Below are 25,395 nucleotides of genomic sequence, written 5' to 3' on the forward strand. Positions count from 1 at the left end.
GGACGGAACAGCCATGGCGAAGCGCACGAAGGACGAGCAGGGGTCGAAGCGCCGGGGCCCCGACCCGCGGCACTTCGTGCAGGTCGCCCGCCGGCCGAGCCTCGGCGTCGAGGTGTCGACGGGCCGGGCCTGGGTCGGCGTCGACCAGCAGGTCGGCCACGGCTCCGCCGACGCCCTGTTCGCGCTGACGGAGGAGCAGTACGCCGCGGCGCTCGCCGGTGAGGGGCTGGGGCCGTTCGAGGGCGAGTGCTGGCGGGGCGAGCACGACGACCTGCTGCTGTTCCACCCGGGCGGCGGGTCCTGGTACCCGGAGCGGTGGTCCCCGTGCCGGGCCCGCATGCTGCCGCCCCGGTTCGAGGGCGAGCTCTGGTGGCACGTCGACGCGTGGGACGAACCCGCGGACAGCGCCCGGGCCGAGGTCTCCCGACGCCTCGCCACCGGCCCGGACGGCACCGCCGACCGGGTGTTCCGGCTGGTCGGCGACGGCGCCCACCCCCGCCCGGCCGCGCTGATCGGCGGGCTGCCCCCGGGCAGCGACCGCGCCCGGGCCCGGGCGGTCCTGGGCGATCCGGTGGAGGCGGGCGGCGACGTGTACGCCGTGGAGGGCGACCGGGTGCGGCTCGGGTACGCCGACGGCGGCCTGGTCGAGATCGCCCTGGAGCGCCCGGCCCCGCGGCCGCTGCCGGAGGGCCCGGTCCGCGCCTTCCTCGCCGCGCTCGGGGAGCCCGAGGCGGGCCCGGCCTTCCGGGAGGTGGCGCGGCTCGCGGGCGGTACGGGCCGGCGGTGGGCGGCGTCCTCGGGCTCCCCCCGGCGGCTGCTCGCGTTCGACGGCGGCGTCGAGGTGCAGGTCGAGGAGGGCCGGGTCCTGAGCGCCCGGGTCCGGCTCCGCGCGGACGCCTCCGGCCCGGCCTACCGGCACGCGCCCGACCTGCTCCCCGGGACGGCCCGGCCGCCCACCCGCGCGGACTTCCACCGCGCGCTCGGCCTGCCGTCGGCGACCGGCGCGGGCACCGACCTGTACCGCTACGGCACCCGCGACCTCCTGGTCGAGTACGCCGAGCACGACGAGCACGACAAGCACGCCGAGTACGCCGACCACACCGAGCACGCCGCCGGTACCGCGGACGCGGTGACGGCGGTCCTGCGCGGGACCAGCGCCCCGCCCGGCGTCCACCGGTGGCGCTCCGGCGAGTTCACGCTGTTCCTCGACGTCCTGGGCCGCCCGGAGGCGCACCCGCTCGTCGCCCACGTGCGCGGCCTCCCCGGGGTGCGCCTGACGCTCCGCCGCGGCGCCGTCGCCGAGGTCGAGATCGGCGGCCGCGGCCACCGGAGCGAGCGCTTCGCGGCGTTCGTCGACGGGATGCCGGGCGAGCCCACCCGCGCGGACCTGCCGCTCGGGGCGCCCACCGAGCGCGGCGCGCACGACGACCTGTGGGACTTCGCCCGGGGCCGCATCCACGTCCACTCGTCCGACGGGACGGCGGTCAGCACCGTCACCGTCCGCCGGGAACCGCCGCACGGCCTCGCGGTACGCCCCGGGACGGCGCACCGCGACCGCTGACCGGCCCCGGAGCGGCCGGAGGAGGCGGAGAGGGCGGCGCGGGCCCGGCGGCGCTGTCGTACCGCGCCCGTACGCTCCGGCCATGAGCGTCTCCCTCTACTACTCCGCGGACCGTGCGCTGCCGCTGACCGCGGCCGAGGCGTCCGCGGTCGCCCGCGTCGCCGCCGACCACCTGGCGTCCTTCCCGTACCGGGACGAGGAGAGCCTGTACCTGTACGACCTGCCCGAGGACGGCGGCGGCGAGCCGGAGCGGATCGTGGCGGGCTCCACCAAGCTGCCGCTCGACCCGGACCGGGCGCTGCCGGTGATCACCCACGTCCTGGCGGCGGTGACGGCCCTGCGTCGCGCCCTGCCCGGGGCGCGGTGGCACGTGCACCTGGACGACCTCGACGTCCCGTGGGACGAGCACGGCGGCTACGCCTTCTGACGCCCGGGCCGGGAGGCGCGCGCAGGGGCCGGGCACTCCCCCGGAGTGCCCGGCCCCGCTTCTCCCGGCTACCGCCGGCTACCGCCTACCGATCGCCGATCGCCGACCGCTCAGGCCCAGCTGGAGTGCAGCGGCTTGCCCTCGGCGTAGCCGGCCGCGCTCTGGAGGCCGACGATCGCCTTCTCGTGGAACTCCTCCAGGCTCGCCGCGCCCGCGTAGGTGCAGGAGGAGCGGACGCCCGCGACGATCGAGTCGATCAGGTCCTCGACGCCCGGGCGGGCCGGGTCGATGAACATCCGCGAGGTGGAGATGCCCTCCTCGAAGAGGGCCTTGCGGGCCCGGTCGTACGCCGACTCCTCGGAGGTGCGGTTGCGGACGGCGCGGGCCGAGGCCATGCCGAAGCTCTCCTTGTACTGGCGGCCGTCCGCGGTGGTCTGGAGGTCGCCCGGCGACTCCAGGGTGCCCGCGAACCAGGAGCCGACCATCACGTTGGACGCGCCCGCGGCCAGCGCCATCGCCACGTCGCGCGGGTGGCGCACGCCGCCGTCCGCCCAGACGTGCTTGCCCAGCCGGCGCGCCTCGGCGGCGCACTCCAGCACGGCGGAGAACTGCGGCCGGCCGACGCCGGTCATCATCCGGGTGGTGCACATCGCGCCGGGGCCGACGCCGACCTTGAGGATGTCCGCGCCCGCCTCGACCAGGTCCCGCACGCCGTCCGCCGAGACCACGTTGCCCGCGACGACCGGCACCTGCGGGTCCAGCCCGCGCACCGCGCGCAGCGCGCTGATCATCGACTCCTGGTGGCCGTGCGCGGTGTCGACCACCAGCACGTCCGCCCCGGCCTCCAGCAGCGCCTTGGCCCGGCCGGCCACGTCGCCGTTGATGCCGACGGTGGCGGCGATCCGCAGGCGGCCCGCGCCGTCCACGGCGGGGGTGTAGAGGGTGGCGCGCAGCGCGTTCTTCCGGGTCAGGATGCCGACCAGGGTGCCGTCCTCGGCGACCACCGGGGCGAGCTTGCGGTGCGCCTCGTTCAGCCGGTCGAACGCCGTGCGCGGGTCGATGTCCCGGTCCAGCAGCAGCAGGTCGCGCGACATCACCTCGGAGAGGCTGGTGAAGCGGTCCACGCCCTGGCAGTCGCTCTCGGTCACCACGCCGACGGGCCTGCCGCCCTCGACCACCACCAGCGCGCCGTGCGCGCGCTTGGGCAGCAGCGAGAGCGCGTCCGCGACCGTGTCGCCGGGGCTCAGCGTCAGCGCGGTGTCGTGCACCAGGTGCCGCTGCTTGACCCAGCCGATCACCTCGGACACCACCTCGATCGGGATGTCCTGCGGGATCGCCACCAGCCCGCCGCGCCGGGCCACCGTCTCCGCCATCCGCCGCCCGGCGATCGCGGTCATGTTCGCCACCACCAGCGGGATGGTGGTTCCCGTCCCGTCGTTCGAGGACAGATCGACACCCTGCCGGGAGCCCACCGCGGAACGGCTGGGGACCATGAAGACGTCGTCGTACGTGAGGTCGTACGCGGGCTTGAGGTCGTTCAGGAAGCGCATGAAGGGGCTCTCTGGCTGGGGAGAAACGTTACGGCGGCACGCGGCCGAGCCGCGCACACCCAACGTTCGATTCTCTTTGATTCCCCCGCCCCGGGCCAGCCCACGCCCGAATCCTGAAGATCACCACAACCGGACGCCCCCGATCCCGGAGCCGCTTCGTACGAACCTCCGAACCCCCGCCACCGGCCCCGCCCGAGCCGCCGCTCCCCGCCCGCCCCGGGTGCGCCGCGGCCCCCTGCGGTGCGGTGCACCGAGGGGGCCGAGCGGCGGTTCCGCGCAGGTGGGCGGTTCCTAGTAGCCGCGCCAGTTGGCGCCGTAGCCGCGGGCGGCGGCCATGTTGTCCATGTTGCCGTAGCGGGCGTCGCAGTAGCGGGAGCTGGCGATCAGGTTGTCGACGGGGTTGCGGATGTCCGTGTGGCCGGGCAGCGCGTACACCTTGAAGGTCGGCATGATCACCTGGGTCAGGCCGATCGACGGGGTGCCCTTCTTGGCGTTCGAGTCCCAGTTGTTCTGGGCGTTCGGGTTGCCGGAGGACTCGGCGATCGCGGCGGCGCGCATCGCCTTCGCGGACGGGACGTGCTGGCCGTTGGCGGCCAGGACGTCGCGGGCCTCCTGGATCCAGCCGTCCAGGTTGTTCGGGTAGGTCTTCTTCGCGGCGGCGGCGGCCTGCTCGGCCGCCTGCTGGTCGGCGGCCTGCTTCGCCTGCTCCGCGGCCTGCTGCTGGGCGGCCTGCTCGGCCGCCTGCTGGTCGGCGGCCTGCTTCGCCTGGTCCGCGGCCTGCTGGTCCTGCTGGACCGGCTCGCGCGCCTCGCTGCGGGAGGCGGCCTGGCCGCCGTCGCGGTTCGCGTCCTGGGTGTCCGCGGTGGTGACCGCGGCGGCGTCGGTGCGGTGGGACGCGGGTCCGGCGAACGCCTGGGTGACGGGCAGCAGCGTGCCCACGGCGATGGCGCCGGCCAGTCCGATGCCGAGGACGGCGTCGGGCATGCGGTGGTGGCCCATCCGCACCTGGGGCAATCGGCCGAGGTTGTGCTTGATGCGTCGCATGTTTCGGGTACCTCCGAGAGTCGGTTCCAGGTCACGCCGGGCCCGGGCGGACATGCGTGGTCCCCGCTCGGTGCGGGTTCCTCGGCCCGGGACGGCCGGCCCGGCGGCTCCTGCTCACCGGGGACGCCGCGCCGCGCTGGTCTCGCGGTCCGCTGCGTCATGAAGCCCCGTGAGCACTCGGATCGGCTCGGGGCACAACCACGAGACTGCCGGAGCCCCAACCAGGGGGCAAACACCCCCAAATGGGACCTACACAACTCCTCCACAACTCGAATTCCCTTGCACGCCAAAGGAGTTCACTCCCATCGACCCCCCGTATTCCACCCCGCCTATGAAGAAGGTCACAGCACCGCCCAACCTCCCCCCGACGCTCGGAATTTGGGCCCGAACCCAGTCCCGCCAAGGGCTCCACCCCCTCCGCCCCCGCTCCGCACCCCCACCCCCCGTGTGACCCCGGCCACCGCCCTGCCCTGTGACGCCGCTCTCCCCCCGGCCACCCACCGCAGCCGCCCGACCACCGGAACCGCCCACCCCGTGACCCGGCTCACGCCCCCGCACCCCCGCCCCCCTTCGCCCGGCCCCACCCCCACCCCCTCCCCCACCGGCGCCGGGCCCGGGCGGGCCTGGTTGACTGCGGCGGGAGGTCAGGGTGGAGGCGTTGGTCTCGGCGTTCGCGCCGATCTGGGTGCTGACGGCGGCCGGGTGGCTGGCCGGGCGGACGGGACTGCTGGGGGCGGACGCGGAGGCGGTGCTCGGGCGGTTCGTGTTCCACATCTCGATGCCGGCCGCGCTCTTCACCGTGGTGGCCCGCACCGACCTGGCCTCCTTCGCCGACCGCTGGGTACTGGCGTTCGCCGCCGGGACGCTGATCGCGTCCCTGCTGGGCCTGCCCGTCGGACGGCGGCTGCGGCGGCTGCGCCGGACCCCGGCCGAACGGACGGTGGCGGTGATGGCGGCGGGCTACGTGAACTCGGGCAACCTCGGCATCCCGGTCGCCGCGCAGGTCCTCGGCGACGCCTCGTACGCGGCGCCGGTGCTGCTGTTCCAGGTGCTGCTGGTCACCCCGCTGATGCTGACCGTGCTGGACGCGACCACCGCCTCCCCTTCCCCCTCCTCCCCCGCCTCCCGCCCCGCCGCGCGGCTGCGGCGCCTGGCGCTGCTGCCGCTGCGCAACCCGGTGATCCTCGGCGCGGGCCTGGGCGCGCTGTTCTCGGCGGCGCACTGGCGGCTGCCGGGGCCGCTGGCGCACTCGGCGGACCTGCTGGGCGCGGCGGCCGTCCCGACCGCGCTGGTCACCCTCGGACTGTCGCTGCGCACCCCGCCGGGCGCGGCGGCGCAGCGCCCGGACCGGGGTGAGCTGGGTCTCGCGGTGCTGGTGAAGACGGTCGGGCAGCCGCTGGCCGCGCTGGCGGTGGGCGCGCTGCTGCTGCACCTGCGGGGGCCGCAGCTGCGGGCGGCGGTGCTGCTGTCGGCGCTGCCGACGGCGCAGAACGTGTACGTGTACGCGCGGCTGTACGGGGCGGCTCCGGTGCTGGCCCGCTCGGCGGTGCTGGCGTCGACGGTGCTGTCGATGCTGACGCTGTCGGTCATCGCCTGGTCGCTGGGCGGCGGTTGACCGGACCCGCCGGGGTGCGCGGCGGACCGGTGGCCGGGAAGTGCGGCAGGTCACACGTCCGGGGGCGGCGGGCCACCGGCCCGGGAGTGCGGCAGGTCACAGGCTTCGCTCCGGCGGGGGCCGCTCCCGTAGAGTTCGGCGGTACGGATGGGGCGACGAGGAAGCATCGGCAGTGACGAACCAGCAGAGCGGCCCGGGCAGCGCCCCGGTCGAGGACGACACCGACTACGGCAAGGGCATCGACCCCGAACGCCTGGAGCTGTGCCTGAGCGTGCTCGCCGAGCTGGACGAGATCCACGTCGACCACCCGGACGCGATCCGGGTCCGGCTGGCGGTCGGCGGCCTGTTCCGCACCCTCAAGCAGCGCCGCCGGCAGGAGACCCGGGCCCGCAAGACCGCCAACGACCGCGCGGTGACGGCGAAGACCGCGACGGGCGCGCCGGGGCGGATCGACGACGAGACGGCGGGCGCGTTCGGGCTGAGCACCGAGACCACCACCGAGCTGGCCGGCATCCTGGAGCGCCCGCGCTCCTGCTACACCTGCAAGCAGCGGTACGTGGAGGTGGACGCGTTCTACCACCAGCTGTGCCGCTCCTGCGCCGCGCTGAACCGCTCGCGCCGGCACGCCCGGACCGACCTGACCGGCAAGCGCGCGCTGCTGACCGGCGGACGCGCCAAGATCGGCATGTACATCGCGCTGTGCCTGCTGCGCGACGGCGCGCACACCACCATCACCACCCGCTTCCCGAACGACGCGATCCGCCGCTTCACCGCGATGCCGGACAGCGCCGAGTGGATCCACCGCCTGAAGATCGTCGGCATCGACCTGCGCGACCCGGCGCAGGTGATGGCGCTGGCGGACGAGGTCGCCGCGGACGGCCCGCTGGACATCCTGATCAACAACGCGGCGCAGACCGTGCGCCGCTCCCCCGGGGCGTACCGCGAGCTGGTGGCGGCCGAGTCGGCGCCGCTGCCGGCCGGGGCGTTGCCCGCGTCCACGGTGATCGGCCGGTTCGGCTCGGGCGCGGTGGACGTGCCGGCGCTGCCGGGGCAGCGCAGCGGCGAGCGGCCCTCGGTCAGCGCCGAGCAGGTCACCTCGCTGGCCCTGGTGACGGGTTCGGCCTCGCCGGAGCGGATCGCGGCCGGGACGGCGATCGACGCGGGCGGCCTGGTGCCGGACCTGGCGGACACCAACAGCTGGGTGCAGACCGTCTCCGAGGTCGGCCCGATCGAGCTGCTGGAGGTGCAACTGTGCAACTCCACCGCCCCGTTCATCCTGATCTCGCAGCTGCGCCCGGCGCTCGCCGCGTCCTCGGCGCGCCGCAAGTACGTGGTCAACGTCTCGGCGATGGAGGGCGTCTTCGAGCGCGGCTACAAGGGCTCGGGCCACCCGCACACCAACATGGCGAAGGCCGCGCTGAACATGCTGACCCGCACCAGCGCGCAGGAGATGTTCGAGACCGACGGCATCCTGATGACCGCGGTGGACACCGGCTGGATCACCGACGAGCGCCCGCACCCGGAGAAGATGCGCCTGCACGAGGAGGGCTTCCACGCCCCGCTCGACCTGGTGGACGGCGCGGCCCGGGTGTACGACCCGATCGTCCGCGGCGAACTCGGCGAGGACCTCTACGGCTGCTTCCTGAAGGACTACCAGAAGGGCAAGTGGTGACGGACCTCCGGCCGATCGGCGCCCAGCCCCTCGATGCCCGGCCCCTCGGCGCGCGGCCCCCGGCCGCCGCGCACCCGCTGCCGCCGCTGGTCGGCGCGGGCGTGATCGTGCCGACCGGGGACGGGCGGGTGCTGCTCGGGCGGCGCACCACCGCCGGGGAGTCGCCGACCTGGAGCCTGCCGGGCGGCAAGGTGGACCACCCCGGGGAGTCCTTCGAGGCCGCCGCCGCACGGGAGTTGGCCGAGGAGACCGGCATCGTGCTGCCCGCCGGGGAGATGCGGGTGCTGGCGGTGCTGCTCGACCACGAGCTGGGCCGCACCCGGGTGACGGCGGCGGTGCTGGCCCCGCCGAGCCTGGCCGAGGCCCTGGTCACCGAGCCGCACGCGTGCGCCGGCTGGGAGCGCTTCCCCGTGGACGCGCTCCCCGAGCCGATGTTCTACCCGTCCGCGCAGGTGCTGGCCGCCTGGCTGCCGGACCACCGCGCCCCGGGCGGCACCTGGCACTACCCGGCGGCGGCACCGGGCTCCTGACGGACCGTCAGGCCCCTGCGGAACCCCGCGGAGGCGCCCCGGAGACTTCCGGAGCGCCACCGCGACGCGTCCTCCGCGCCGTGCGCCACCTGCACGCCGTGCGCTGCCTGCGCCACCTGCACTATCTGCACTACCTGCGCTCGGCCGCCCGGAGCCGGACGTCCGCCGGGGGCCTGGTCCCGGCGCGGCGCACCAGCAGGACGAAGGTCCGGGCGTAGGCGTCGCCCTCGGTGACCCGGGGCCAGTCCAGCCCGGCGAGGGCCGCGGACGCGGCGGCGTGCGGTTCGCCGTGCACCCACACCTCGGCGGACTGCCCGGCGCCGCCGGCACTTCCGCCGTTACCACCGCTACCGCCGAAGTGCACCTGCACGCCGACGAGTTGGTCCCGGCCGAGGTCTCCGCCCAGGGCCGGGGCGAGGGCGGGCAGCACGGGGTTGCGGACCAGCCAGTCCTGCACGTCGTGGAAGTGCCGGCCGGTGCCCCAGCCGACCACGCCGCCGTGGATGGCGTGCCAGCCGGGCAGGCCGTCCGGGTCGGAGGGGTCGAGGTGGCCGGCGAACCGGCCGTTGTGGGCGACGAGTTCGATCAGCGCGGCGCCCGTGGTGGACGCCCACGCCTCGACGCCCCGGCGGACCGGGTCCTGGTCGCCGCCGTCGATCCGGGGCACCCGGTCCCGGACGGCGGTCTCCGGACGGTCCCGGTCGGCCAGGAACACCAGTTCCAGCCGGTCCGGGTCGTCGTCCGGCGCGGCGCCCAGCCGGACCGCCAACTCGCCCGGCCCGCGGACCTCTTCGCCCTCGACCCGCCACCGCTCGCCGTGCAGCGCGGACAGTTCGTCCGCCACCGCGCCCAACACCGCCTGCTCGGACGGTCGTTCCGTACTCTTGCCGGACGCGTCCGGGCCGGTGCCCGACCGGCCGCGCCACCATGATCCCCATGCCATGGCGCACACCGTAACGTTGTACAGATTTGCTCACAATGTGCGGGTGGGAACCGGGTCAGGTAGTCGATGTCGTCCGCTGTGTGTATCGTCGCACTGCGCGATCAGGGACTTACCGCGGGCAGCAGCTGGGGGCGGCAATGGCTGTGGAACTACCATCGGGGCTCAACCACCTCATCGGGCTGCTGGGCGTGCGTTTTCCGGCGGCCAACGAGGACGAGCTCAACCAACTGGCCGACCAGTTGGACAAGTTCGCCGGAGCGCTGGACGGCGCCCAGATGACGGCGGACAAGGCGCTCACCCTGCTGCACGAGGTCTACCAGGGCGAATCGGCGGACAAGCTCTCCGAGCTGTGGAGCACCATCACCAAGTACTCCAAGGTGATCGTCGAGACCTGCCAGACGGTGTCCAAGGTGCTGCGCGCGGCGGCCGTGGTGGTCGAGCTGGCCAAGACCCAGTCCATCACCCAACTGTTCTCCATCCAGGCCCAGTTGGCGGCGGCCTCGTCCACCGGGCCGTGGAGCGCGGCGGCGGTGCTGCGGATGGGCCGCGAGATCATGAACCAGCTGCTGGAGGCGGCGGTCGGCAAGCTCGCCCAGACCGTCACCCGGCCGATCGAGGACATGATCGAGAAGGCCGCGCAGAAGGTCGCGCCCACCCCGGCCAGCAACTCCAACGGGCAGGGCTTCTCCATCGACCTGGCCCAACTCGCCCAGTGCGCGGCCGACCTGCGCCGCGGCGCGGACGACATCGAGACGCACGGCACCAGCTTCCAGCGGATCGTGCAGAGCCTGAAGATGGGCGACTCCGGCGACAAGTTCGGCAAGCTGGTGATCGAGGCCGCCGAGAGGGTGCTGCAGACCATCGCCGAGGACGTCCTCAAGCGCATCCTCGCCTCGTTCCGCGACACCGCGGACAAGATGGACAAGATGGCGGGCAACCTCAACGAGAACGAGGACAGCAACCGCACGGTGCTGAACAGCCTCACCTCGCTCGCGGCCAACCCGCTCAGCCCCAACGCGACGGCCGTCAACGGCGCTTCCGCCGGCGCGTCCCCCGCGCTGAACGGCCCGCGCCTGGGCGGCGGCGACGCGGGGCTCGCCGCGTTCGCGGGCCTGATGCCCAAGCTCGGCCCGATCGGCTCCGGACTCTCCGGCGGCAGGAGCGGCGGCTCGGGCCTCAACACGCTCGGCCTCAAGGAGCCGCTCGCCTCCGGCGGCCACGGCGGCGGCGCGGGCGGCGGCTCCGGGTCCGGTTCCGGCAGCGGCGCGGGCGGGGGCACCGGCGGCACCGGTGGTCAGGGCGGCGGCGCCTTCGTCCCCCGGCTCTCGATGCCGGCCGGCAGCCTCGGCAACAGCGGCCGGGGCAGCAGCGGAACCCGGATCGAGACCCAGAAGTCCGGTGAGGGCAGCGGCGGTTCCGGCTCCGGCTCCGGGTCCGGTTCCGGCTCCTCTCCCTCCACCGCCACCAACTCCGTCGGCCGCGGCGTCCCGCCGGGCGGCATGATGGGCATGGCGGCCATGGGCCACGGCGGCTACGGCCCGGTCGGCGGCTCCGGCATCCGCGGCGCCTCCCAGCGCCGCACCAACCGCACCGCCGAGGGCGACCCCGAGAACACCGCCTCCCCCGACGGCATCATCGCCGACGAGCTCAGCGCCGCCATGTACCCCAACCTCCAGTTGGGCCGCGTCACCCCGCAGCGCAAACCCGAGTCCGAGCGCGACGACCGCTACGACGACGACTTCGAGCTCGACCTCGAAGAGCTCGGCGACCTCGACGACCTGTACTGACCCCGGCCGATCCACCGCCGGTCCACGGCCGGTCCACAGCCGGTCCACGGCCCAGGAGCCCCGCCAGCGCCCCCGCCAGGGCCTGCCGGGGCTCCGCCCTTCTGCCCCGGCCGCCCCGGCCGCACCCGCCGCCACCTGCGGTCCGCGGCCCGCAACGCACCCGCCCGGTCCGTGAATTGACCGTGAACCGTAAACTTTTCACCGTGGTGGTATGGACCACGAACGAAACAGCTGGTTAGGGTCGTAGCGGTTCGCACGCGCGGCCGTTCGGAACCCTGGGACAGGACGTGACCGTGGCCGAGACACTGGTGGCCTCCGAGTACGAGGCCGAACGACTGGACGCCACCGCCGCCTGGGTCGCCCGCCACCGGCCGCCGGGCAGTGGAGCGCTGGCCGAACTCGGCGCCGGCGACGGCGCGCTGACCGGACGGCTGCTGCGGGCCGGATACACCGTGCATGCCGCCGAACCGGACCCGGCCCTGCGGGCCCGCCTCTGGGACCGACTGCGAGGACGGGCCCGACTACGGCTCAGCGGAGCCGACCTGGCGGCCCCGCCACCGGTACGCCGCCGCTTCGGCGCGGTCCTGCTGATCGACACCCTGCACGCCGGCCAGGACCTGGAACTCCTGCACGCCCTCCCCACCGACCTGCTGTTCGTCGCCCTCGCCCCGCCCGCCCTGGACTGCCGGCTCCGCCCGTGGCTCTCCGCCCAACAGGGCTGGCTGCTGGTGGAGGAGATCGACCTGGCCGCCCCGCGCCCCGCCCAACGCACCCTCGCCCCTGGCAGCCGCGGCGTCCTGCTCCGCCGGGCCGGCTGACCCCGGCAGCGGCGAGACGGCGGCAGCGGCGACGCGCGGCACGGCCCGATCCCGCACCGCCCGATCCCGCACCGCCCGACCACCGCCCGACCGCCGCCCCACTCCGCCCCACTCCGCCCCAGCCGCGGCGCGGCTCAGGACAGCCGGACGATCAGCTCGTCCATCGCCGCCCGCCCGGCGTCCATCGCGGCCCGCAGCAGCACCGGGTCCCGGGTCAGCCGTCCGACCTTCGGAGCCTCCGGCCCGGGGCGGACGGAGAGCACGGCGGGGCCGTCGGCGGGCGGGGCGAGGTCGTGGCGGCCGAGCAACTCCTCGTCGGCGAGCAGCCGTTCGGCCCGCCCCAGGTAGGAGTCGCGCAGCGGCGCGGGGTAGCGGCGCAGCACCGTCCGGGCGACCATCCGGGAGCCGCGCGAGGGCCCGGCCGCCACCGCGGCCGCCGCAGCCGTCGCCACCGCCGCCGGGACCGGGCCCCGCGAGCGCAGCACCAGGACGTGCGTGGCGCCCTGGGCGAGCGCGGTGCGGAACGGGATGGACTCGGCCAGCCCGGCGTCGTAGTAGCGGCTGCCGTCGAGTTCCACCGGCGGTCCGGCGAGCAGCGGGAGGGCGGCGCTGGCCCGCAGGGCGAGGCGGAGCCGGGCCGGGTCGGTGAGCAGGGGGTGGAGGTCGGTGGCGACGCCGGTGCCGGTGTGGGTGGCGATCGGGTGCAGGGTGGTGGGGTTGGCGAGGATCGCGTCGAAGTCCATCCGGGCCACGTGCGCGTAGAGGTGCTCGACCAGGTTGTGCAGGTCGACGACGGGACGGCCGCGCAGCACGTTGCCGGGCCGGACCATCGCCCGGGCGTACTCCGCGTCGGCCCAGCCCGCGAGCTGCCCGGGGTCGCTGCTGAGCAGCCAGGCGCCGGTCAGCGCCCCGGCGGAGGCCCCGTAGACGGCGTCGAACACCCCGGTGAGACCGGCCTCGTGGAGGGCCAGGGCCATGCCGCCGGAGATGATGCCGCGCATGCCGCCGCCCTCGACGGCGAGCGCGATCCGCAGCCCGTCGGTCCGCCCGCCGGGACGGCTGCCGGGACGGCTGCCGGTGCGCCACCGCTCGGCGAGGGCGGCCAGGACCCGGCCCCGCGCGCCCGTGGCGTCCACGGCATCGGTGGCGTCCACGATCCCGAACCCGTCCTGCTGGTCCACGCCGTACTCCCCTGCTCCCGCACTCCCGTACCGATACCCGCGCCCCGCCCGCCCGGACGTCCCGCCGAGGCCCGGCGTCCGGAACGCCGAGAAGTGTCGCACACGAACCCGGGTGCACCGCCCTGCCACGCCACCACCGCCGTCCCCCGCCCGTTCCCACCGCCCCGTCACCCCGCGCCACGCTAGGGTGCCGCCATGTCAGCCCTCGGCGCCTCCGCCCGCTCCGCCACCACCGCACTGCCCGAACCCGTCGCCCGGGCCGTCGAGTTGGCGGACCGGCTGGGGTTCACCCGGTCCTGCCGCCCGGAGCACGGGCGGCTGTTGCAGGCCCTCGCCGCGGGCGCGACCGGCCGGATCGGCGAGACCGGCACCGGGTGCGGCGTCGGCCTGGGCTGGCTGCTCGCCGGGCGGCGGCCGGGCGTCCGGGTGGTGAGCGTCGAGCGGGAGGGCGAAAGGGTGCGCGTGGTAAGGGAGTTGTTCGCCGACGTGCCCGACCTGGAGGTGCTGCACGGTGACTGGACGCGGATCCACCGGCACGGCCCGTTCGACCTGCTGGTCCTGGACGGCGGCGGCAACGGCAAGCAGTCCGCGCCCGCCGACCCGGAACGCCTGCTCACCCCCGGCGGCACGCTGGTGGTCGACGACCTCACCCCGCTCACCGGCTGGCCCCCGACCTACCGGGGCGCGCCCGACACCGGCCGCACCGTCTGGTACGACCACCCGGCCCTGCTCACCACCGAGGTCCGCCTCGCCCCGGACCTGTCCACCCTGCTGGCCACCCGCCGCCCCTGACGCCCGCTCGACGGGCGGGTCCGCGCGCACCCCCGTGTCCGGACGAATCCCGCGAACGCACCCGCCCCGTCCCCGCCCACGCCCCCACACACAGACGCAGACGCACCCGCCCGTCAGCCGCCGAGGCGGCCTCAGTGCTTGCAGGCCCACCAGGCCTCGGCGCTCGCCGCCTCCGCCTGGGCGCGCAGCGCGCGGACCGCCTCCGCCGGGTCGGCCGCGCCGTAGACCGCCGAACCGGCCACGAACACGTCGGCCCCGGCCTCGGCGCAGGCCTCGATGGTGGCGGAGGCGACCCCGCCGTCGACCTGGAGCCACAGGTCGAGGCCGTGCTTGTCGATCAGCTGCCGGGTGCGGCGGATCTTGGGGAGCATGATGTCGAGGAACGCCTGGCCGCCGAAGCCGGGCTCCACCGTCATGATCAGCACCATGTCCAGCTCGGGCAGCAGGTCCTCGTACGGCTCGATCGGGGTGGCGGGGCGCAGCGCCATCGAGGCGCGGGCGCCCTTGGCCCGGATCTCCCGGGCGAGCCGGACGGGGGCGGCGGCGGCCTCGACGTGGAAGGTGACGGAGCCGGCGCCGGCCTCGACGTACTGCGGGGCCCAGCGGTCGGGCTGTTCGATCATCAGGTGGCAGTCGAGGGGGGTGTCGGTGGCGCGGGCCAGCGACTCGACGATCGGCACGCCCAGCGTGAGGTTGGGGACGAAGTGGTTGTCCATCACGTCGACGTGCAGCCAGTCCGCGCCGCGCACCGCCTCGGCCTCGTCGGCGAGGCGGGCGAAGTCCGCGGAGAGGATGCTGGGGTTGATCTGCGCCATGGCGAGGGTACCTTCACGACTCGGTGCGGGCGGCCCGGGCGACCGCCCCCGACCATCATCCCCCGTCCGCCGGACGGCCGGGCAGCGGACCGGGCAGCAGGCCGGGCAGCAGGCCGGGCAGCAGGCCGGGCAGCAGATCGGGCAGCAGATCGGGCAGCGGACCGGGCGGCGGACCCGCCCAGGAACGCCCCCGCGTCGCGGAGGCGCACCCCCCGAAGTGTTCACACGGCCGAAACACTTCCCCTTCCCGGTGTCGGCCCGCTCTGGCAGGCTCCACAGCAGGCGGACCCAACGCTGCTCGCCCCTCACGAAAGGCGTCCGATGACCCAGGTCGTCCACCCCGCACGTGCTCTCTGGTGGCTGTTCGAACCCGTCCACGCCCTCACCTACTTCTCCCCCGAGGCCCGCGCCGCGTACGAGGCGGCGGGGCTGCGCGGTTACTGGCGCGGTTACTTCGGCGGCCGCTCGGCGCCGTTGGGCGCGGTGGACGCGGCGCCGGTGGTGGCCGCGTTCTTCAACTTCGCGCCGCAGATGGTTGAACGGGCGCTGCCGGAGGTGTGGACGCTGGCGAGCCCGGAGCAGGCGCTGGAGGCCCGGGTCGAGGGGGTGACGGGTGCGCTGCGGCGCGTCCTGGCGGACGTGAAGCCGGATCTGATCGACCGTTCGGTGGAGCTGCTGGAACGCGCCGTCGAGGGCCTGGACTGTTGTGGGCGCGTGCTGGCCGCCGCGAACGCCGACCTCCCCCGCCCGGAGGGCCGCCTGGCCCGGCTGTGGCAGGCCACCACCGTGCTGCGCGAGCACCGGGGCGACGGCCACGTCGCCGCCCTGGTCACCGAGGGCCTCGACGGCTGCGAGGCGCTGGTGGTCCGCTGCGCGCTGGACACCCGCCGCGAGACGCTCCAGCCGCACCGGGGCTGGAGCGACACCGAGTGGGACGAGGCCGCCGCCCGTCTGACCGACCGCCACTGGCTGGCCCCGGACGGCTCGCTGACCCCCGAGGGCCGCCGCCGCCACCTCGCCCTGGAGGCCGCCACCGACCTGGCCGCCTCCCGGGTCTGGACCCACTTCCACCGCTCCGAGCTGGACGAACTCCTCAGCGCGCTGCGCCCGATCTCCGCCGCCTGCCGCGCCGACCTGCCCCCGACCACGCCGATCGGCCTGCCCAACGCGGCCTGACGCCGAGCGGATCGCCCGCCCCGGCCGCCCGGCCGGGGTTCAGCCGCACCGGACGCCGCCCACCGTCGCCGTCCGCTGCCCGCAGCCCGCATCAGCAGGGACCTGCCCCGGGGGCCCGGCCGGCCGGTCAGTACGGGGGCGGGCCGAGGACGACGGCGCGGCCGGAGTAGAACCGCTCCAGGTCGCCCCAGGGGACGCGGGCGGCGCGCTGCGAGCCGTCGGGGAAGCCGGACGGGTTGTGGATCCGCAGCGCCTCGTCGTCGGCGCCGACCGCGAGCACCAGGTGCCCGCCGGTGCGCGGCACTTCGGGGGCGAGGGTGCGGATGGCGGGGTGGACGGAGAGCACCGGGAGGCGGCCCGCGGCGAGTTCGGCGGCGATCCGGTCGGCGGGCAGCGGGTCGACCGCCTCGGCGTGCAGGCCCCAGCGGGTGCGGGCGTACGCGGCGAACGGGGCGTGGATCAGGCCGTCGAGCCGCCCGTCGGGGTGCCGGACGTACGCCCCGGCCCGTTGGCACTCCTCGGCGAGCGGGACGGCCGCCGGGGCGACGCCCCACCAGTGGTCGAGCGCCATCCGCAGGCAGGCCATCCCGCACAGCCGCCACGACCAGTACTCGTACTCGTCCTCGTCGGCGGCGCCGGAGCGCTCCCAGAGCGGGTCGTCGGCGGCCCGCAGCGTGCCGTCCAGGATGTCGGGCACGAGTTCGGGCGACTCCCACTGGGAGTAGTAGGGGACCTGATGGCTGATCGGCTTCACCCGGCCATCCTGGCGCACGTTCGTCCCCGTCCCCCGGAGCGCCGTCCGCGACACCGGGAACCGCCACCCCACCGGCAGCGGGCGGGACCGCGCCGCGCGGCCCGGCGGACGCGGTGGCCACCGCCCGCCCGCGTGATCGCCCGCCCGCCGTTTCGGCAGTATCGTCCGTCCTCACGCCCACCCGCCCCCAGCCGTCCCACCCCGCCCCGTCCCACCCCGCCCCCGAACGGAACCGCCGTGGCCCAGATCCGCCCCGAACCCGTCGACTCCCCCGACGCCCGCCTGCTGCTGACCGAGTACCGGGCCGAGGTGCGCCGCCGCTGGAGCGGGCTCCCGCCCGCCGGAGCGCTGCCCGCCGAGGAGGCCCCGGCGGACCTCGAACTCACCGCGCCGCGCGGCGGCGTCTTCCTGCTCGCCCGGCTGGACGGCCGCCCGGCCGGCTGCGCGGGCGTCCGGACCCTGGACACCGACCCCGCCGACCCCGGCACCCCCGCCGCCGGCACCCCCGGCAGCGCCGAGCTGAAACGGCTGTACGTCCGCCCGTCCGCCCGCGGGCACGGCCTGGGCCGCGCCCTGCTCGCCGCCGCCGAGGACGCCGCCCGCGCGCTGGGCCACACCCGGCTGCGGCTGGACACCATGGCCGAGTTCGCCGAGGCCCGCGCGCTGTACACGGCCGCCGGCTACGCGGACATCCCGCCGTACAACACCAACCCGTACGCCGCGCACTGGCTGGAGAAGGTCCTGTGACCGGGCCGGTGGTGAACCTGTGGCGGGCGGGCCTGCGTGCCGTACCGGACGGGGTGTGGACCCGCACGGACGCCGAGGTGCTGATCCTCGCGGACAACGAGCTGACCGAACTCCCGGACACCATAGGGGAGTTGACCTGCCTGCGGACCCTCGACCTGGGGCACAACGCGCTCACCGCCGTCCCCGACCGGATCGGCGCCCTCACCGGCCTGTCCGGCTTCCTCTACCTGCACGACAACCGGCTCACCGCGCTGCCGGCCACCCTCGGCCGCCTGCACCGGCTGCGCTACCTCAACGTCGGCGACAATCCGCTCACCGAACTCCCGGACAGCATCGGCGACTTGGAGCAACTCCTCGAACTGCGCGCGCAGAACTGCCGGTTGACCGCCCTCCCGGCAGCCCTCGGCGCGCTGTCCCGGCTGCGCGAACTGCGCCTGCGCGGCAACCACTTGACGGCGCTGCCCGCCGCGCTCTCCGGGCTGCGCGCGCTGCGCTGCCTGGAACTGCGCGACAACCGGCTCACCGCCCTGCCGCCCGCGCTGGCCGGACTCCCGCTGCTGCGCGAACTCGATCTGCGCGGCAACCCGTTGGCGCAGGTCCCGCCCTGGCTGGCCGAACTCCCCGCGCTGGAGAAGCTCGACCTGCGCTGGACCCCGCACCCGCCCGCCCCGCACCTGGTCGACACCCTCGAACGGCGCGGCTGCACCGTGTACTTCTGACCCGACCCGGACGGACGGGCGACGGGTGACGGGCGGGCGGACGGACGGACGGACGAGCGGACGGACGGGCGGCCCGGCGGAGGAGGAACCCTCGCCGGACCGCCCGCGACAGACGACCGTCAGCCGCCGCCAGCCGTCAGCGCCTCACCAGGCGTAGTGCTCCGGCGCGGTGCGGTAGCCGGGGAAGATCTCGTCCAGCCGCTCCAGCGCCTTGGCGTCCAGCCGGACCTCCAGCGAGCGCACCGCCGCGTCCAGCTGCTCCTCGGTGCGGGGGCCGATGATCGGGGCGGTGACGGCCGGCCGGCCGCGCAGCCAGGCCAGCGCGACGTCGCCGGGCTCGTGGCCGAGCTCCTCGCACAGGTCCTCGTACGCCTGGATCTGCTCGCGGTGCTCGTTCAGGGTGTCCTGGGCCCGGCCCTCGGCGCGGCGCACGCCCTCGCGCTCCTTGCGCAGCACGCCGCCGAGCAGGCCGCCGTGCAGGGGGGACCACGGGATCAGGCCGAGTCCGTAGTGCTGGGCGGCGGGGACGACCTCCAGCTCGACGCTGCGCTCGATCAGGTTGTACAGCGACTGCTCGCTGGTCAGGCCGAGGAAGTTGCGGGCCCTGGCGGTCTCCTGGGCCTGGGCGAGGTGCCAGCCGGCGAAGTTGGAGGAGCCGACGTAGATGATCTTGCCCTGGAGGGTGAGCACCTCCATCGCCTGCCAGACCTCGTCCCAGGGGGTGTCCCGGTCGACGTGGTGCATCTGGTAGAGGTCGATGTGGTCGGTCTGCAGGCGGCGCAGGCTGGCGTCCACGGCGCGGCGGATGTTGAGCGCGGAGAGCTTGCCCTCGTTGGGCCAGTCGCCCATGTCACCGTAGAGCTTGGTGGCGATCACGGTCTTCTCGCGCCGTCCGCCGCCCTTGGCGAACCAGTTGCCGATGATGCTCTCGGTGAGGCCCCTGTTCTCGCCCCAGCCGTAGACGTTGGCGGTGTCGAAGAAGTTGATGCCGTGCCCGTGCGCAGCGTCCATGATCCGGTGCGCGTCGGCCTCCACGGTGTGCGGGCCGAAGTTCATGGTGCCCAGGCAGAGCCGGGAGACGGACAGGCCGGTGCGGCCGAGGTGGGTGTACTCCATGGCTTCCACCCTCCGCCGCACCGGCCGACTTGTCCAGTACCACCCGCCCGTCCGGCACCGGCCACGCCCGGCCGCGCCCGCCGCGCCGCCCCCGACCCCACGCACCGCGTCCGCACCCGCACCCGCACCCGCGCACCGCGTCCGCACTCGCGCCCGACCCGCCGTCAGGAACCGTCCACCCCGCGAAAGGTGACGACAGAGGCGACTACGCGGTGTAGCGGGTGGCGAGGGCCGGGGACTGGCCGCCGAACGCGGCGAGGTCGGCGGTGAACACGTTCCGCAGCAGCCGGTCGTCCTCGACGCCGGGGGCGATGACGGTCTCGCCGAGTTCCAGGCCGCGCAGGGCGCCGGTGACGAGGTCCTCGGCGCTCATCCGGGGGACGGCGCTCAGGTCCATGCCCTGGGAGGAGTGGAACTCGGTGGCCACCACGCCGGGGCAGACCACGGCGACGGTGACGCCGGAGTCCTCGACCTCGGCGGCCAGGGCCTGGGTCGTGGCGACCAGGTAGGCCAGGGTCCCGGCGTAGACGGCGCGGCGGGGCATGACGCTCTTGTCGGCGGGCCCGGAGAAGGCGATCATGCCGGCGACGTTGAGGATGGTGCCCGTCCCGCGCCGCTGCATGGGCCCCACCGCGGCGCGCATCAGCTGGGTGGGGGCCAGGACCTTGACGTTGACGAGTTCGCGGGCCTTGTCGGCGGGCAGGTCGGCCAGCGGCATGTAGTGGGAGACGCCGGCGTTGTTGACCAGCACGTCCAGCGGCTCGGCCGCGCAGATCGCCGCGAGGGCGTCGATGCCCTCCTCGGTGGAGAGGTCGGCGGCGACGGTGCGGACCCCGACCTCGGGGTGCGCGGCGGCGAACTCCTCCAGGCGCTCCCGGCGGCGGCCGACGACGATCAGGTCGTAGCCGTCGGCGGCGAAGCGTTCGGCGAACGCCCTGCCGATGCCGGAGGTCGCGCCGGTGACGAGGGCGAGCCGGCCCTCGGCGGGTGTTTCCTTGCGTCGTGTCTCGCTCATGCCTCCAGCATGCGCGGCGATCGTCCCACCAGGGAGTGGACCCGCCTTCCTGGGACCGTCGGTACCAGGAAACACGAGGCGCCTTCTTGCCACAATGAGGGCATGCCCTCGACGGAACTCGGCGCGGCCCTGCACGCCTGGCGCGACCGCATCGCCCCCGACCGGGCCGGCCTTCCCGCCGGTGGCCGCCGACGCGCCCCCGGGCTGCGCCGCGAAGAGCTCTCCCACCTGAGCGGGATCTCCGCCGACTACATCGTCCGCCTGGAGCAGGGGCGCGCCCGCAACCCCTCGCCCCAGGTCGTCGAGGCCCTCGCCCGCGCCCTGCGCCTGGAGAGCGGCGAACGCGAACACCTCTTCCGCCTCGCCGGACTCGCCGTGCCCGGCCCCGGGACGGTCCCCCGCCACCTCACCCCCGGCGTCCACCGCATCCTCGACCGCCTCACCACCACCCCCGTCGCGGTCTACGACGCCGCCTGGACCCAGCTCCTCGCCAACCCCCTCCACACCGCCCTGATGGGAGAGTGGACCGGCCCCGACCTGAACGCCGCCTGGCGCGCCTTCGTCACCTCCACCACCCGGGTGCGCCACACCCCCGAATCCAACGGCGCCCTCCAGCGGCTCCTCGCCGCCGACCTCCGCCGCACCAGCGCCCTCTACCCCGACGACGCCGCGCTCACCGAGCTGATCACCCGGCTCCGACGGCGCAGCACCCGCTTCGCCGAGCTCTGGGACACCGGGACCACCGCCGAGCACGAGTCGAGCCGCAAGACCGTCGACCACCCCGCCGTCGGCCCGCTCACCCTGGACTGCGACGTCCTCCACGTCTCCGGGAGCCGGCTGCGCATCATGGTCTACACCGCCGAGCCCGACACCGAGGACGCCGAGCGCCTCGCCCTGCTCTCCGTCCTGGGCACCCAGACGCTCACCGGCTGACCCCGCCGGGGCGGCACCGGCCCCCTCTTGGGGTATCGCCCCGACCCGGGGTGCCGCCCCCGCCCGGGGTGCCGCCCCGTCCTCCGCCCGCCGTCAGGCGGTTCGCCGCAGCAGCGCCAGGTACATCGCGTCCGTCCCGTGCAGGTGCGGCCAGAGCTGGACGTCCGGGCCGTCGCCCAGGTCGGGGACGCCGGGCAGCAGCGGGCGGGCGTCGATCCACTCCACGTCCTCCCGGCCGCGCAGCACGTCGTCGACCACCGCCCGGGTCTCCGCCAGGTGCGGCGAGCAGGTCGCGTAGCCGACCACGCCGCCGATCCGCGCCGCGTCCAGCGCCGAACGCAGCAACTCCCGCTGCAGCGGCCCGAATCCGGCGATGTCCTCGGGGCGCCGCCGCCAGCGCGCCTCCGGGCGGCGGCGCAGCGCGCCCAGGCCCGAGCACGGCACGTCGACCAGGACGCGGTCGAACGCCCCGCGCTCCCAGGCGCCCCGCGTCCCGTCGGCGGTGATGACCGCGTACGGGCCGGGGTTGCCGTCCAGCGCGCGGGCCACCAGCCGGGCGCGGTGCGGCTGCTTCTCGGAGGCGACCAGCGCCGCGCCGCGCTCTGCGGCGACCGCACCGAGCAGCGCGGCCTTGCCGCCGGGGCCCGCGCAGCCGTCCAGCCAGAGCCGGTCGGGGCCGTCCAGCGGCGCGTCGGCGAGGGCGAGCGCGACCAGCTGGCTGCCCTCGTCCTGGACACCGGCCCGGTTCTCCCGCACCGCGTCCACCCCGGCCGGGTCGCCGCCGTCGGTGAGCCGCAGCGCGTACGGCGACCAGCGGCCGTCCTCGACCTCGGGCAGCGCGTCGCGCAGTTCGGCGACCGAGGAGCGGCCGGGCCGGGCGACCAGGGTCACCTCGGGGCGGGCGTTGTCGGCCTCCAGCAGCCGCTCCATCGCCTGCCGCCCGCTCGCGTCCGGCTGCCAGCGGCCGAGCGCGTCCCACAGCGAGGAGACCACCCAGCGCGGGTGGGAGTGGACGACGGCCAGGTGGTCCTCGGCGTCGTCCTCGTACGGCGGGGCGACCTGGGCGACCCAGCCCGCCAGGTCCTGGGCGCTGATCTTGCGCAGCACGGCGTTGACGAACTTGGCCCGGCCGTCGCCGAGCACCACCCGGGCCAGCTCGACGGTCGCGGAGACCGCCGCGTGGGTGGGGATCCGGGTGCCGAGCAGCTGGTGCGCGCCCAGCGACAGCACGTCCAGCACCGGCGGGTCGACCTCGCGCAGCGGGCGGTCCACGCAGGCCGCGATGACCGCGTCGTAGGTGCCCTGTCCGCGCAGCGTGCCGTACACCAGCTCGGTGGCGAGCGCGGCGTCGCGCCGCTCCATGCCCTTGCGCTCGGCCTCGCGCAGCAGCGACGGCAGGATCAGGTTGGCGTACGCGTCGCGCTCGTCGACGGCCCGCAGCGCCCGGAACGCGACGATCCGGGCGGGGTCCTTCTTGGGACGGCGGTGCGGACGGGGGGCGCGCTTCGCGCCGGCTGGGGTGCTCACAACGGGTGCCTCGAAACAAAGGTGCTGCGGATCAGGTCCGACCCACCGAGGGGTCTCGCCCCAAGTCTAGGCCGAACCCGCCGCCCGCCCCCCGCCGTCGCCGTCGCCGTCGTCCGGTCCCGCCCCCGCTCCCGTACGGCCGACAGCCCTCGGCCCTCGACCCTCAACCCTCGAAGCGCTCCCCGGTCTCGATCCGGGCGCCGCGCGCCCAGTCCGCGGCCGGCATCGCCTTCTTGCCCTGCGGACGGACCTCGCCGAGCTCCACCTCGTGGCTGCCGGTGCCGACCCGGACGCTGTTCTTGGCCACCGCCAGCTCGCCCGGCGCCAGCGCGCCCTCGCCCGGCAGCAGGCGCACCGGGCCGGTCAGCTTGAGCCGCTCGCCGCGGAAGGTGGTCCAGGCGCCGGGCGCGGGCGCGCAGCCGCGCACCACCCGGTCGACCCGCAGCGCGGGGTGGGTCCACTCGATCCGGGCGTCCTCGACGGTGAGCTTGGGCGCCAGCGAGACCCCGGCGAGCGGCTGCGGCTCGGGCCGGGCCTGCCCGTCCTCGATCGCGTCCATGGTGCGCACCAGCAGCTCGGCGCCCGCGCGGGAGAGCCGGCCGAGCAGGTCGCCGCTGGTGTCGGTGGGCTTGACCGTCTCGGTCAGGACGCCGAACACCGGCCCGGAGTCCAGGCCCTCCTCGATCAGGAAGGTGGACGCGCCGGTCACCTCGTCGCCCGCCAGCACCGCGTGCTGCACGGGCGCGGCGCCGCGCCAGGCGGGCAGCAGCGAGAAGTGCAGGTTCACCCAGCCGTGCACCGGGATCTCCAGCGCGCCGGGCCGGAGCAGCGCGCCGTACGCCACCACCGGGCAGCAGTCGGGGGCGAGTTCGGCCAGCCGGGCCAGGAACTCCGGCTCGCTCGGCCGGGCCGGCTTGAGCACCTCGATGCCCGCCTCCTCGGCGCGCTGCGCGACGGGGCTGGCCACCAGCCTGCGCCCGCGCCCGGCCGGCGCGTCGGGGCGGGTCACCACGGCGACCACCTCGTGCCGGGAGGCCAGCAGGGCGTCCAGGGCGGGAACGGCGACCTCGGGGGTGCCGGCGAAGACGAGACGCACGGGCGGGGGCCTTTCACTGGGATCACGGGGATCACTGGGTTCGCTGGGATCACTGGGATTCGAACGGTCGGAACATCGGATTGCCGGAGAATGCCCGCCGGGCGGGCCGCCGTTCCGGGCACCGCTTTCCCGCCCGGCGTCGGGCGGCGTCCGCGCGCGGTCGGCGGACGAACCGTCGGGCGGCCGAACCGCCGGGCGGACCGGACCGTCAGCGGATCGGGCCGAAGGTGGAATGCGGCGAGATCCGCACCGTCGGCGCGGGGCCGCCGCCCCAGTCCGTCTCCCGGATCGCCTTCATGGCGGCCTTCCGGGCCTCCCGGTCCAGCCGGTCGATGAAGATGATCCCGTCCAGGTGGTCGGTCTCGTGCTGGATGCACCGCGCCATCAGCTGGGTGCCCTCCACCGTCACCGGGTCCCCGTACATGTTGACGCCCCGGGCCACCACCCCGTACGCCCGCTTGGTGTCGAACCGCAGGCCGGGGAGCGACAGGCACCCCTCGGGGCCGTCCTGCTCCTCCTCGCTGAGCGACAGGTCCGGGTTGATCAGGTGGCCCACCACGCCGTCCACGTGGTACGTGAACACCCGCAGCGAGACGCCCAGTTGCGGCGCCGCCAGCCCGGCCCCGGGAGCCTCCAGCATGGTGTCGGTGAGGTCCTTCACCAGCTTCCGCAGCTCCTTGTCGAAGACGGTCACCTGCTTCGCGGTGGCCCGCAGCACCGGGTCCCCGAAGATCCGGATCGGCTGAACTGCCAAGACTGCGACTCCCTCTGCACCGACAGGACCGCCCGGAAAGGACGGCCTCCGGGAAGTCTATGCAATTCCCGGCGGCGCTCCGGAGCGGCCACTGGCATATCCCGAGTCGCAGTCCGCGCGTGACCCAACGACCCGCCGTGCGTTGGTCAATGCGAATTGACCGGGACGCGCGAGCGCCCCGAGCACGCGACCCGACCGAGAGGTGGCAACGAGGCCATGGCCGAGCAGATCAACCACGACGCCCGGGCCCGGGCGTCCCTGCACCTGCTGGTGCGGGACATCGAGCGGGTCCGCCGCCAGGTCGACGCCCTGCGCACGCTCACCGCCCAGCTGGGCAACGTCTACCGGCCCCGCCGCCCCAGCACGTCCGCCGGGTTCGTGGTCTACGGCCGCGCCCCGGCCCCGACGGTCCGGCTCGCCCAGGAACTGCGCGAGAGCGTCGAGACCCTGGTCGCCGCCGCCGTCGAGTTCGACCGCGCCCTCGGCTTCTCCTGGGACTCCGTGGGCTCCGCCCTCGGCGTCACCAAGCAGGCCGTCCACCGCCGCTACGGCATGCGCCGCCCCACCGGCGAACTCCTGCCCACCCCGCGCGACACCGAGACCCCCACCGCCCCGCCGCCCGTCACCACCACCGCCACCCTCGCCACCACCCCGGCCGAACACGCCGCCGCCGCGGCCCGCCCCCCGATCCCGCAGGCCCGCCAGGCCAGCCCCCTGATGCCCCAGCGCACCCGCTGACGCCCCGGACGAACCCGGAACGCGCGAAACCAGGGGCGCGCGAAACCAGGGGCGCGGGGAACTGCGCGGCCGACCGAGCACGCAC

The 25,395-nt window shown here is 75.4% G+C and carries 24 protein-coding genes; 13 read left to right on the top strand and 11 right to left on the bottom strand.

Going from position 1 to position 25,395, the window contains the following annotated elements:
• Positions 1-13: 13 nt before the first annotated feature.
• Together K353_RS25155 and K353_RS25160 are read left to right on the top strand one after the other, a co-directional pair.
• Positions 14-1,561 (top strand): hypothetical protein, encoded by a 1,548-nt coding sequence (locus K353_RS25155; protein ID WP_111555825.1) that lies wholly within the window; start codon positions 14-16, stop codon positions 1,559-1,561.
• Between the two features lie 82 nt (positions 1,562-1,643).
• On the top strand, positions 1,644-1,988 hold the full coding sequence (locus tag K353_RS25160) for a hypothetical protein (protein WP_111555826.1): 345 nt from the start codon (positions 1,644-1,646) through the stop codon (positions 1,986-1,988).
• A 110-nt stretch (positions 1,989-2,098) separates the two neighbouring features.
• On the opposite strand, the gene K353_RS25165 is transcribed toward K353_RS25160, so the two are convergent.
• Entirely contained in the window at positions 2,099-3,538 is a 1,440-nt protein-coding gene (locus K353_RS25165) for a GuaB1 family IMP dehydrogenase-related protein (RefSeq protein ID WP_111555827.1), read from the bottom strand.
• A 291-nt stretch (positions 3,539-3,829) separates the two neighbouring features.
• On the bottom strand, positions 3,830-4,582 hold the full coding sequence (locus K353_RS25170) for a transglycosylase SLT domain-containing protein (protein WP_146616567.1): 753 nt from the start codon (positions 4,580-4,582) through the stop codon (positions 3,830-3,832).
• A 649-nt stretch (positions 4,583-5,231) separates the two neighbouring features.
• Between K353_RS25170 and K353_RS25180 the strand changes: the two genes are divergently transcribed.
• From K353_RS25180 to K353_RS25190, 3 genes are all read left to right on the top strand, one after another.
• A complete protein-coding gene (locus K353_RS25180; protein WP_111555829.1) occupies positions 5,232-6,197 on the top strand; it encodes an AEC family transporter in 966 nt (321 codons plus the stop codon).
• A 172-nt stretch (positions 6,198-6,369) separates the two neighbouring features.
• Positions 6,370-7,869: an SDR family NAD(P)-dependent oxidoreductase gene (locus K353_RS25185; RefSeq protein WP_111555830.1), complete on the top strand. Its 1,500-nt coding sequence runs from the start codon at positions 6,370-6,372 to the stop codon at positions 7,867-7,869.
• Entirely contained in the window at positions 7,866-8,399 is a 534-nt protein-coding gene (locus K353_RS25190) for an NUDIX hydrolase (protein WP_305000336.1), read from the top strand. Before K353_RS25185 ends, K353_RS25190 begins: the two co-directional genes overlap by 4 nt.
• Before the next feature lie 130 nt (positions 8,400-8,529).
• On the opposite strand, the gene K353_RS25195 is transcribed toward K353_RS25190, so the two are convergent.
• Positions 8,530-9,342, bottom strand: coding sequence for a DUF6348 family protein (locus tag K353_RS25195; RefSeq protein WP_146616568.1), 813 nt, complete (start codon positions 9,340-9,342; stop codon positions 8,530-8,532).
• Between the two features lie 143 nt (positions 9,343-9,485).
• Here K353_RS25195 and K353_RS25200 point away from each other — a divergent pair, with 143 nt between their 5' ends.
• On the top strand, positions 9,486-11,129 hold the full coding sequence (locus K353_RS25200; protein WP_111555832.1) for a hypothetical protein: 1,644 nt from the start codon (positions 9,486-9,488) through the stop codon (positions 11,127-11,129).
• Between the two features lie 293 nt (positions 11,130-11,422).
• Positions 11,423-11,947, top strand: coding sequence for a hypothetical protein (locus K353_RS25205; RefSeq protein ID WP_146616569.1), 525 nt, complete (start codon positions 11,423-11,425; stop codon positions 11,945-11,947).
• Positions 11,948-12,081: 134 nt separating this feature from the next.
• Here the strand turns inward: K353_RS25205 and K353_RS25210 are convergent, their stop codons facing one another.
• Positions 12,082-13,128, bottom strand: a complete 1,047-nt coding sequence (locus tag K353_RS25210; protein ID WP_233533822.1) for a patatin family protein — start codon at positions 13,126-13,128, stop codon at positions 12,082-12,084.
• 195 nt (positions 13,129-13,323) lie between these two features.
• Between K353_RS25210 and K353_RS25215 the strand changes: the two genes are divergently transcribed.
• A complete protein-coding gene (locus K353_RS25215; RefSeq protein WP_111555834.1) occupies positions 13,324-13,920 on the top strand; it encodes an O-methyltransferase in 597 nt (198 codons plus the stop codon).
• A gap of 131 nt (positions 13,921-14,051) precedes the next feature.
• On the opposite strand, the gene rpe is transcribed toward K353_RS25215, so the two are convergent.
• Complete coding sequence (gene rpe, locus K353_RS25220) at positions 14,052-14,735, bottom strand: ribulose-phosphate 3-epimerase (protein WP_111555835.1); 684 nt, start codon at positions 14,733-14,735, stop codon at positions 14,052-14,054.
• 321 nt (positions 14,736-15,056) lie between these two features.
• Here rpe and K353_RS25225 point away from each other — a divergent pair, with 321 nt between their 5' ends.
• The gene (locus K353_RS25225; protein ID WP_111555836.1) at positions 15,057-15,911 is read left to right on the top strand and encodes a hypothetical protein; all 855 of its coding nucleotides are present in this window, start codon (positions 15,057-15,059) and stop codon (positions 15,909-15,911) included.
• A gap of 127 nt (positions 15,912-16,038) precedes the next feature.
• On the opposite strand, the gene K353_RS25230 is transcribed toward K353_RS25225, so the two are convergent.
• Positions 16,039-16,665 carry a C39 family peptidase gene (locus K353_RS25230; protein WP_233533823.1) on the bottom strand — a complete coding sequence of 209 codons (627 nt, stop codon included), beginning with the start codon at positions 16,663-16,665 and terminating at the stop codon, positions 16,039-16,041.
• A 237-nt stretch (positions 16,666-16,902) separates the two neighbouring features.
• Between K353_RS25230 and K353_RS25235 the strand changes: the two genes are divergently transcribed.
• Together K353_RS25235 and K353_RS25240 are read left to right on the top strand one after the other, a co-directional pair.
• Positions 16,903-17,412 (top strand): GNAT family N-acetyltransferase, encoded by a 510-nt coding sequence (locus tag K353_RS25235; RefSeq protein ID WP_233533824.1) that lies wholly within the window; start codon positions 16,903-16,905, stop codon positions 17,410-17,412.
• The gene (locus K353_RS25240) at positions 17,409-18,131 is read left to right on the top strand and encodes a leucine-rich repeat domain-containing protein (RefSeq protein ID WP_370447654.1); all 723 of its coding nucleotides are present in this window, start codon (positions 17,409-17,411) and stop codon (positions 18,129-18,131) included. The genes K353_RS25235 and K353_RS25240 overlap by 4 nt, the downstream gene beginning before the upstream one ends.
• A 144-nt stretch (positions 18,132-18,275) precedes the next feature.
• Here the strand turns inward: K353_RS25240 and K353_RS25245 are convergent, their stop codons facing one another.
• Together K353_RS25245 and K353_RS25250 are read right to left on the bottom strand one after the other, a co-directional pair.
• On the bottom strand, positions 18,276-19,247 hold the full coding sequence (locus K353_RS25245) for an aldo/keto reductase (protein WP_100835233.1): 972 nt from the start codon (positions 19,245-19,247) through the stop codon (positions 18,276-18,278).
• Positions 19,248-19,452: 205 nt separating this feature from the next.
• Positions 19,453-20,262 carry an SDR family oxidoreductase gene (locus K353_RS25250; RefSeq protein ID WP_111555838.1) on the bottom strand — a complete coding sequence of 270 codons (810 nt, stop codon included), beginning with the start codon at positions 20,260-20,262 and terminating at the stop codon, positions 19,453-19,455.
• 102 nt (positions 20,263-20,364) lie between these two features.
• On the opposite strand from K353_RS25250, the gene K353_RS25255 reads away from it, so the two are divergent.
• Entirely contained in the window at positions 20,365-21,195 is an 831-nt protein-coding gene (locus K353_RS25255; protein ID WP_111555839.1) for a helix-turn-helix transcriptional regulator, read from the top strand.
• A gap of 93 nt (positions 21,196-21,288) precedes the next feature.
• Here the strand turns inward: K353_RS25255 and K353_RS25260 are convergent, their stop codons facing one another.
• From K353_RS25260 to def, 3 genes are all read right to left on the bottom strand, one after another.
• Positions 21,289-22,722 carry an RsmB/NOP family class I SAM-dependent RNA methyltransferase gene (locus tag K353_RS25260; RefSeq protein ID WP_111555840.1) on the bottom strand — a complete coding sequence of 478 codons (1,434 nt, stop codon included), beginning with the start codon at positions 22,720-22,722 and terminating at the stop codon, positions 21,289-21,291.
• Positions 22,723-22,885: 163 nt separating this feature from the next.
• On the bottom strand, positions 22,886-23,818 hold the full coding sequence (fmt, locus tag K353_RS25265) for a methionyl-tRNA formyltransferase (protein WP_111555841.1): 933 nt from the start codon (positions 23,816-23,818) through the stop codon (positions 22,886-22,888).
• Positions 23,819-24,026: 208 nt separating this feature from the next.
• Positions 24,027-24,572, bottom strand: coding sequence for a peptide deformylase (gene def / locus K353_RS25270; RefSeq protein WP_100835238.1), 546 nt, complete (start codon positions 24,570-24,572; stop codon positions 24,027-24,029).
• A 216-nt stretch (positions 24,573-24,788) separates the two neighbouring features.
• On the opposite strand from def, the gene K353_RS25275 reads away from it, so the two are divergent.
• Positions 24,789-25,310 (top strand): hypothetical protein, encoded by a 522-nt coding sequence (locus tag K353_RS25275; RefSeq protein WP_111555842.1) that lies wholly within the window; start codon positions 24,789-24,791, stop codon positions 25,308-25,310.
• The last annotated feature ends 85 nt before the right edge of the window (positions 25,311-25,395 follow it).

This window comes from Kitasatospora sp. SolWspMP-SS2h, from assembly GCF_003259315.1.
Taxonomy (GTDB): Bacteria; Actinomycetota; Actinomycetes; order Streptomycetales; family Streptomycetaceae; genus Kitasatospora; species Kitasatospora fiedleri.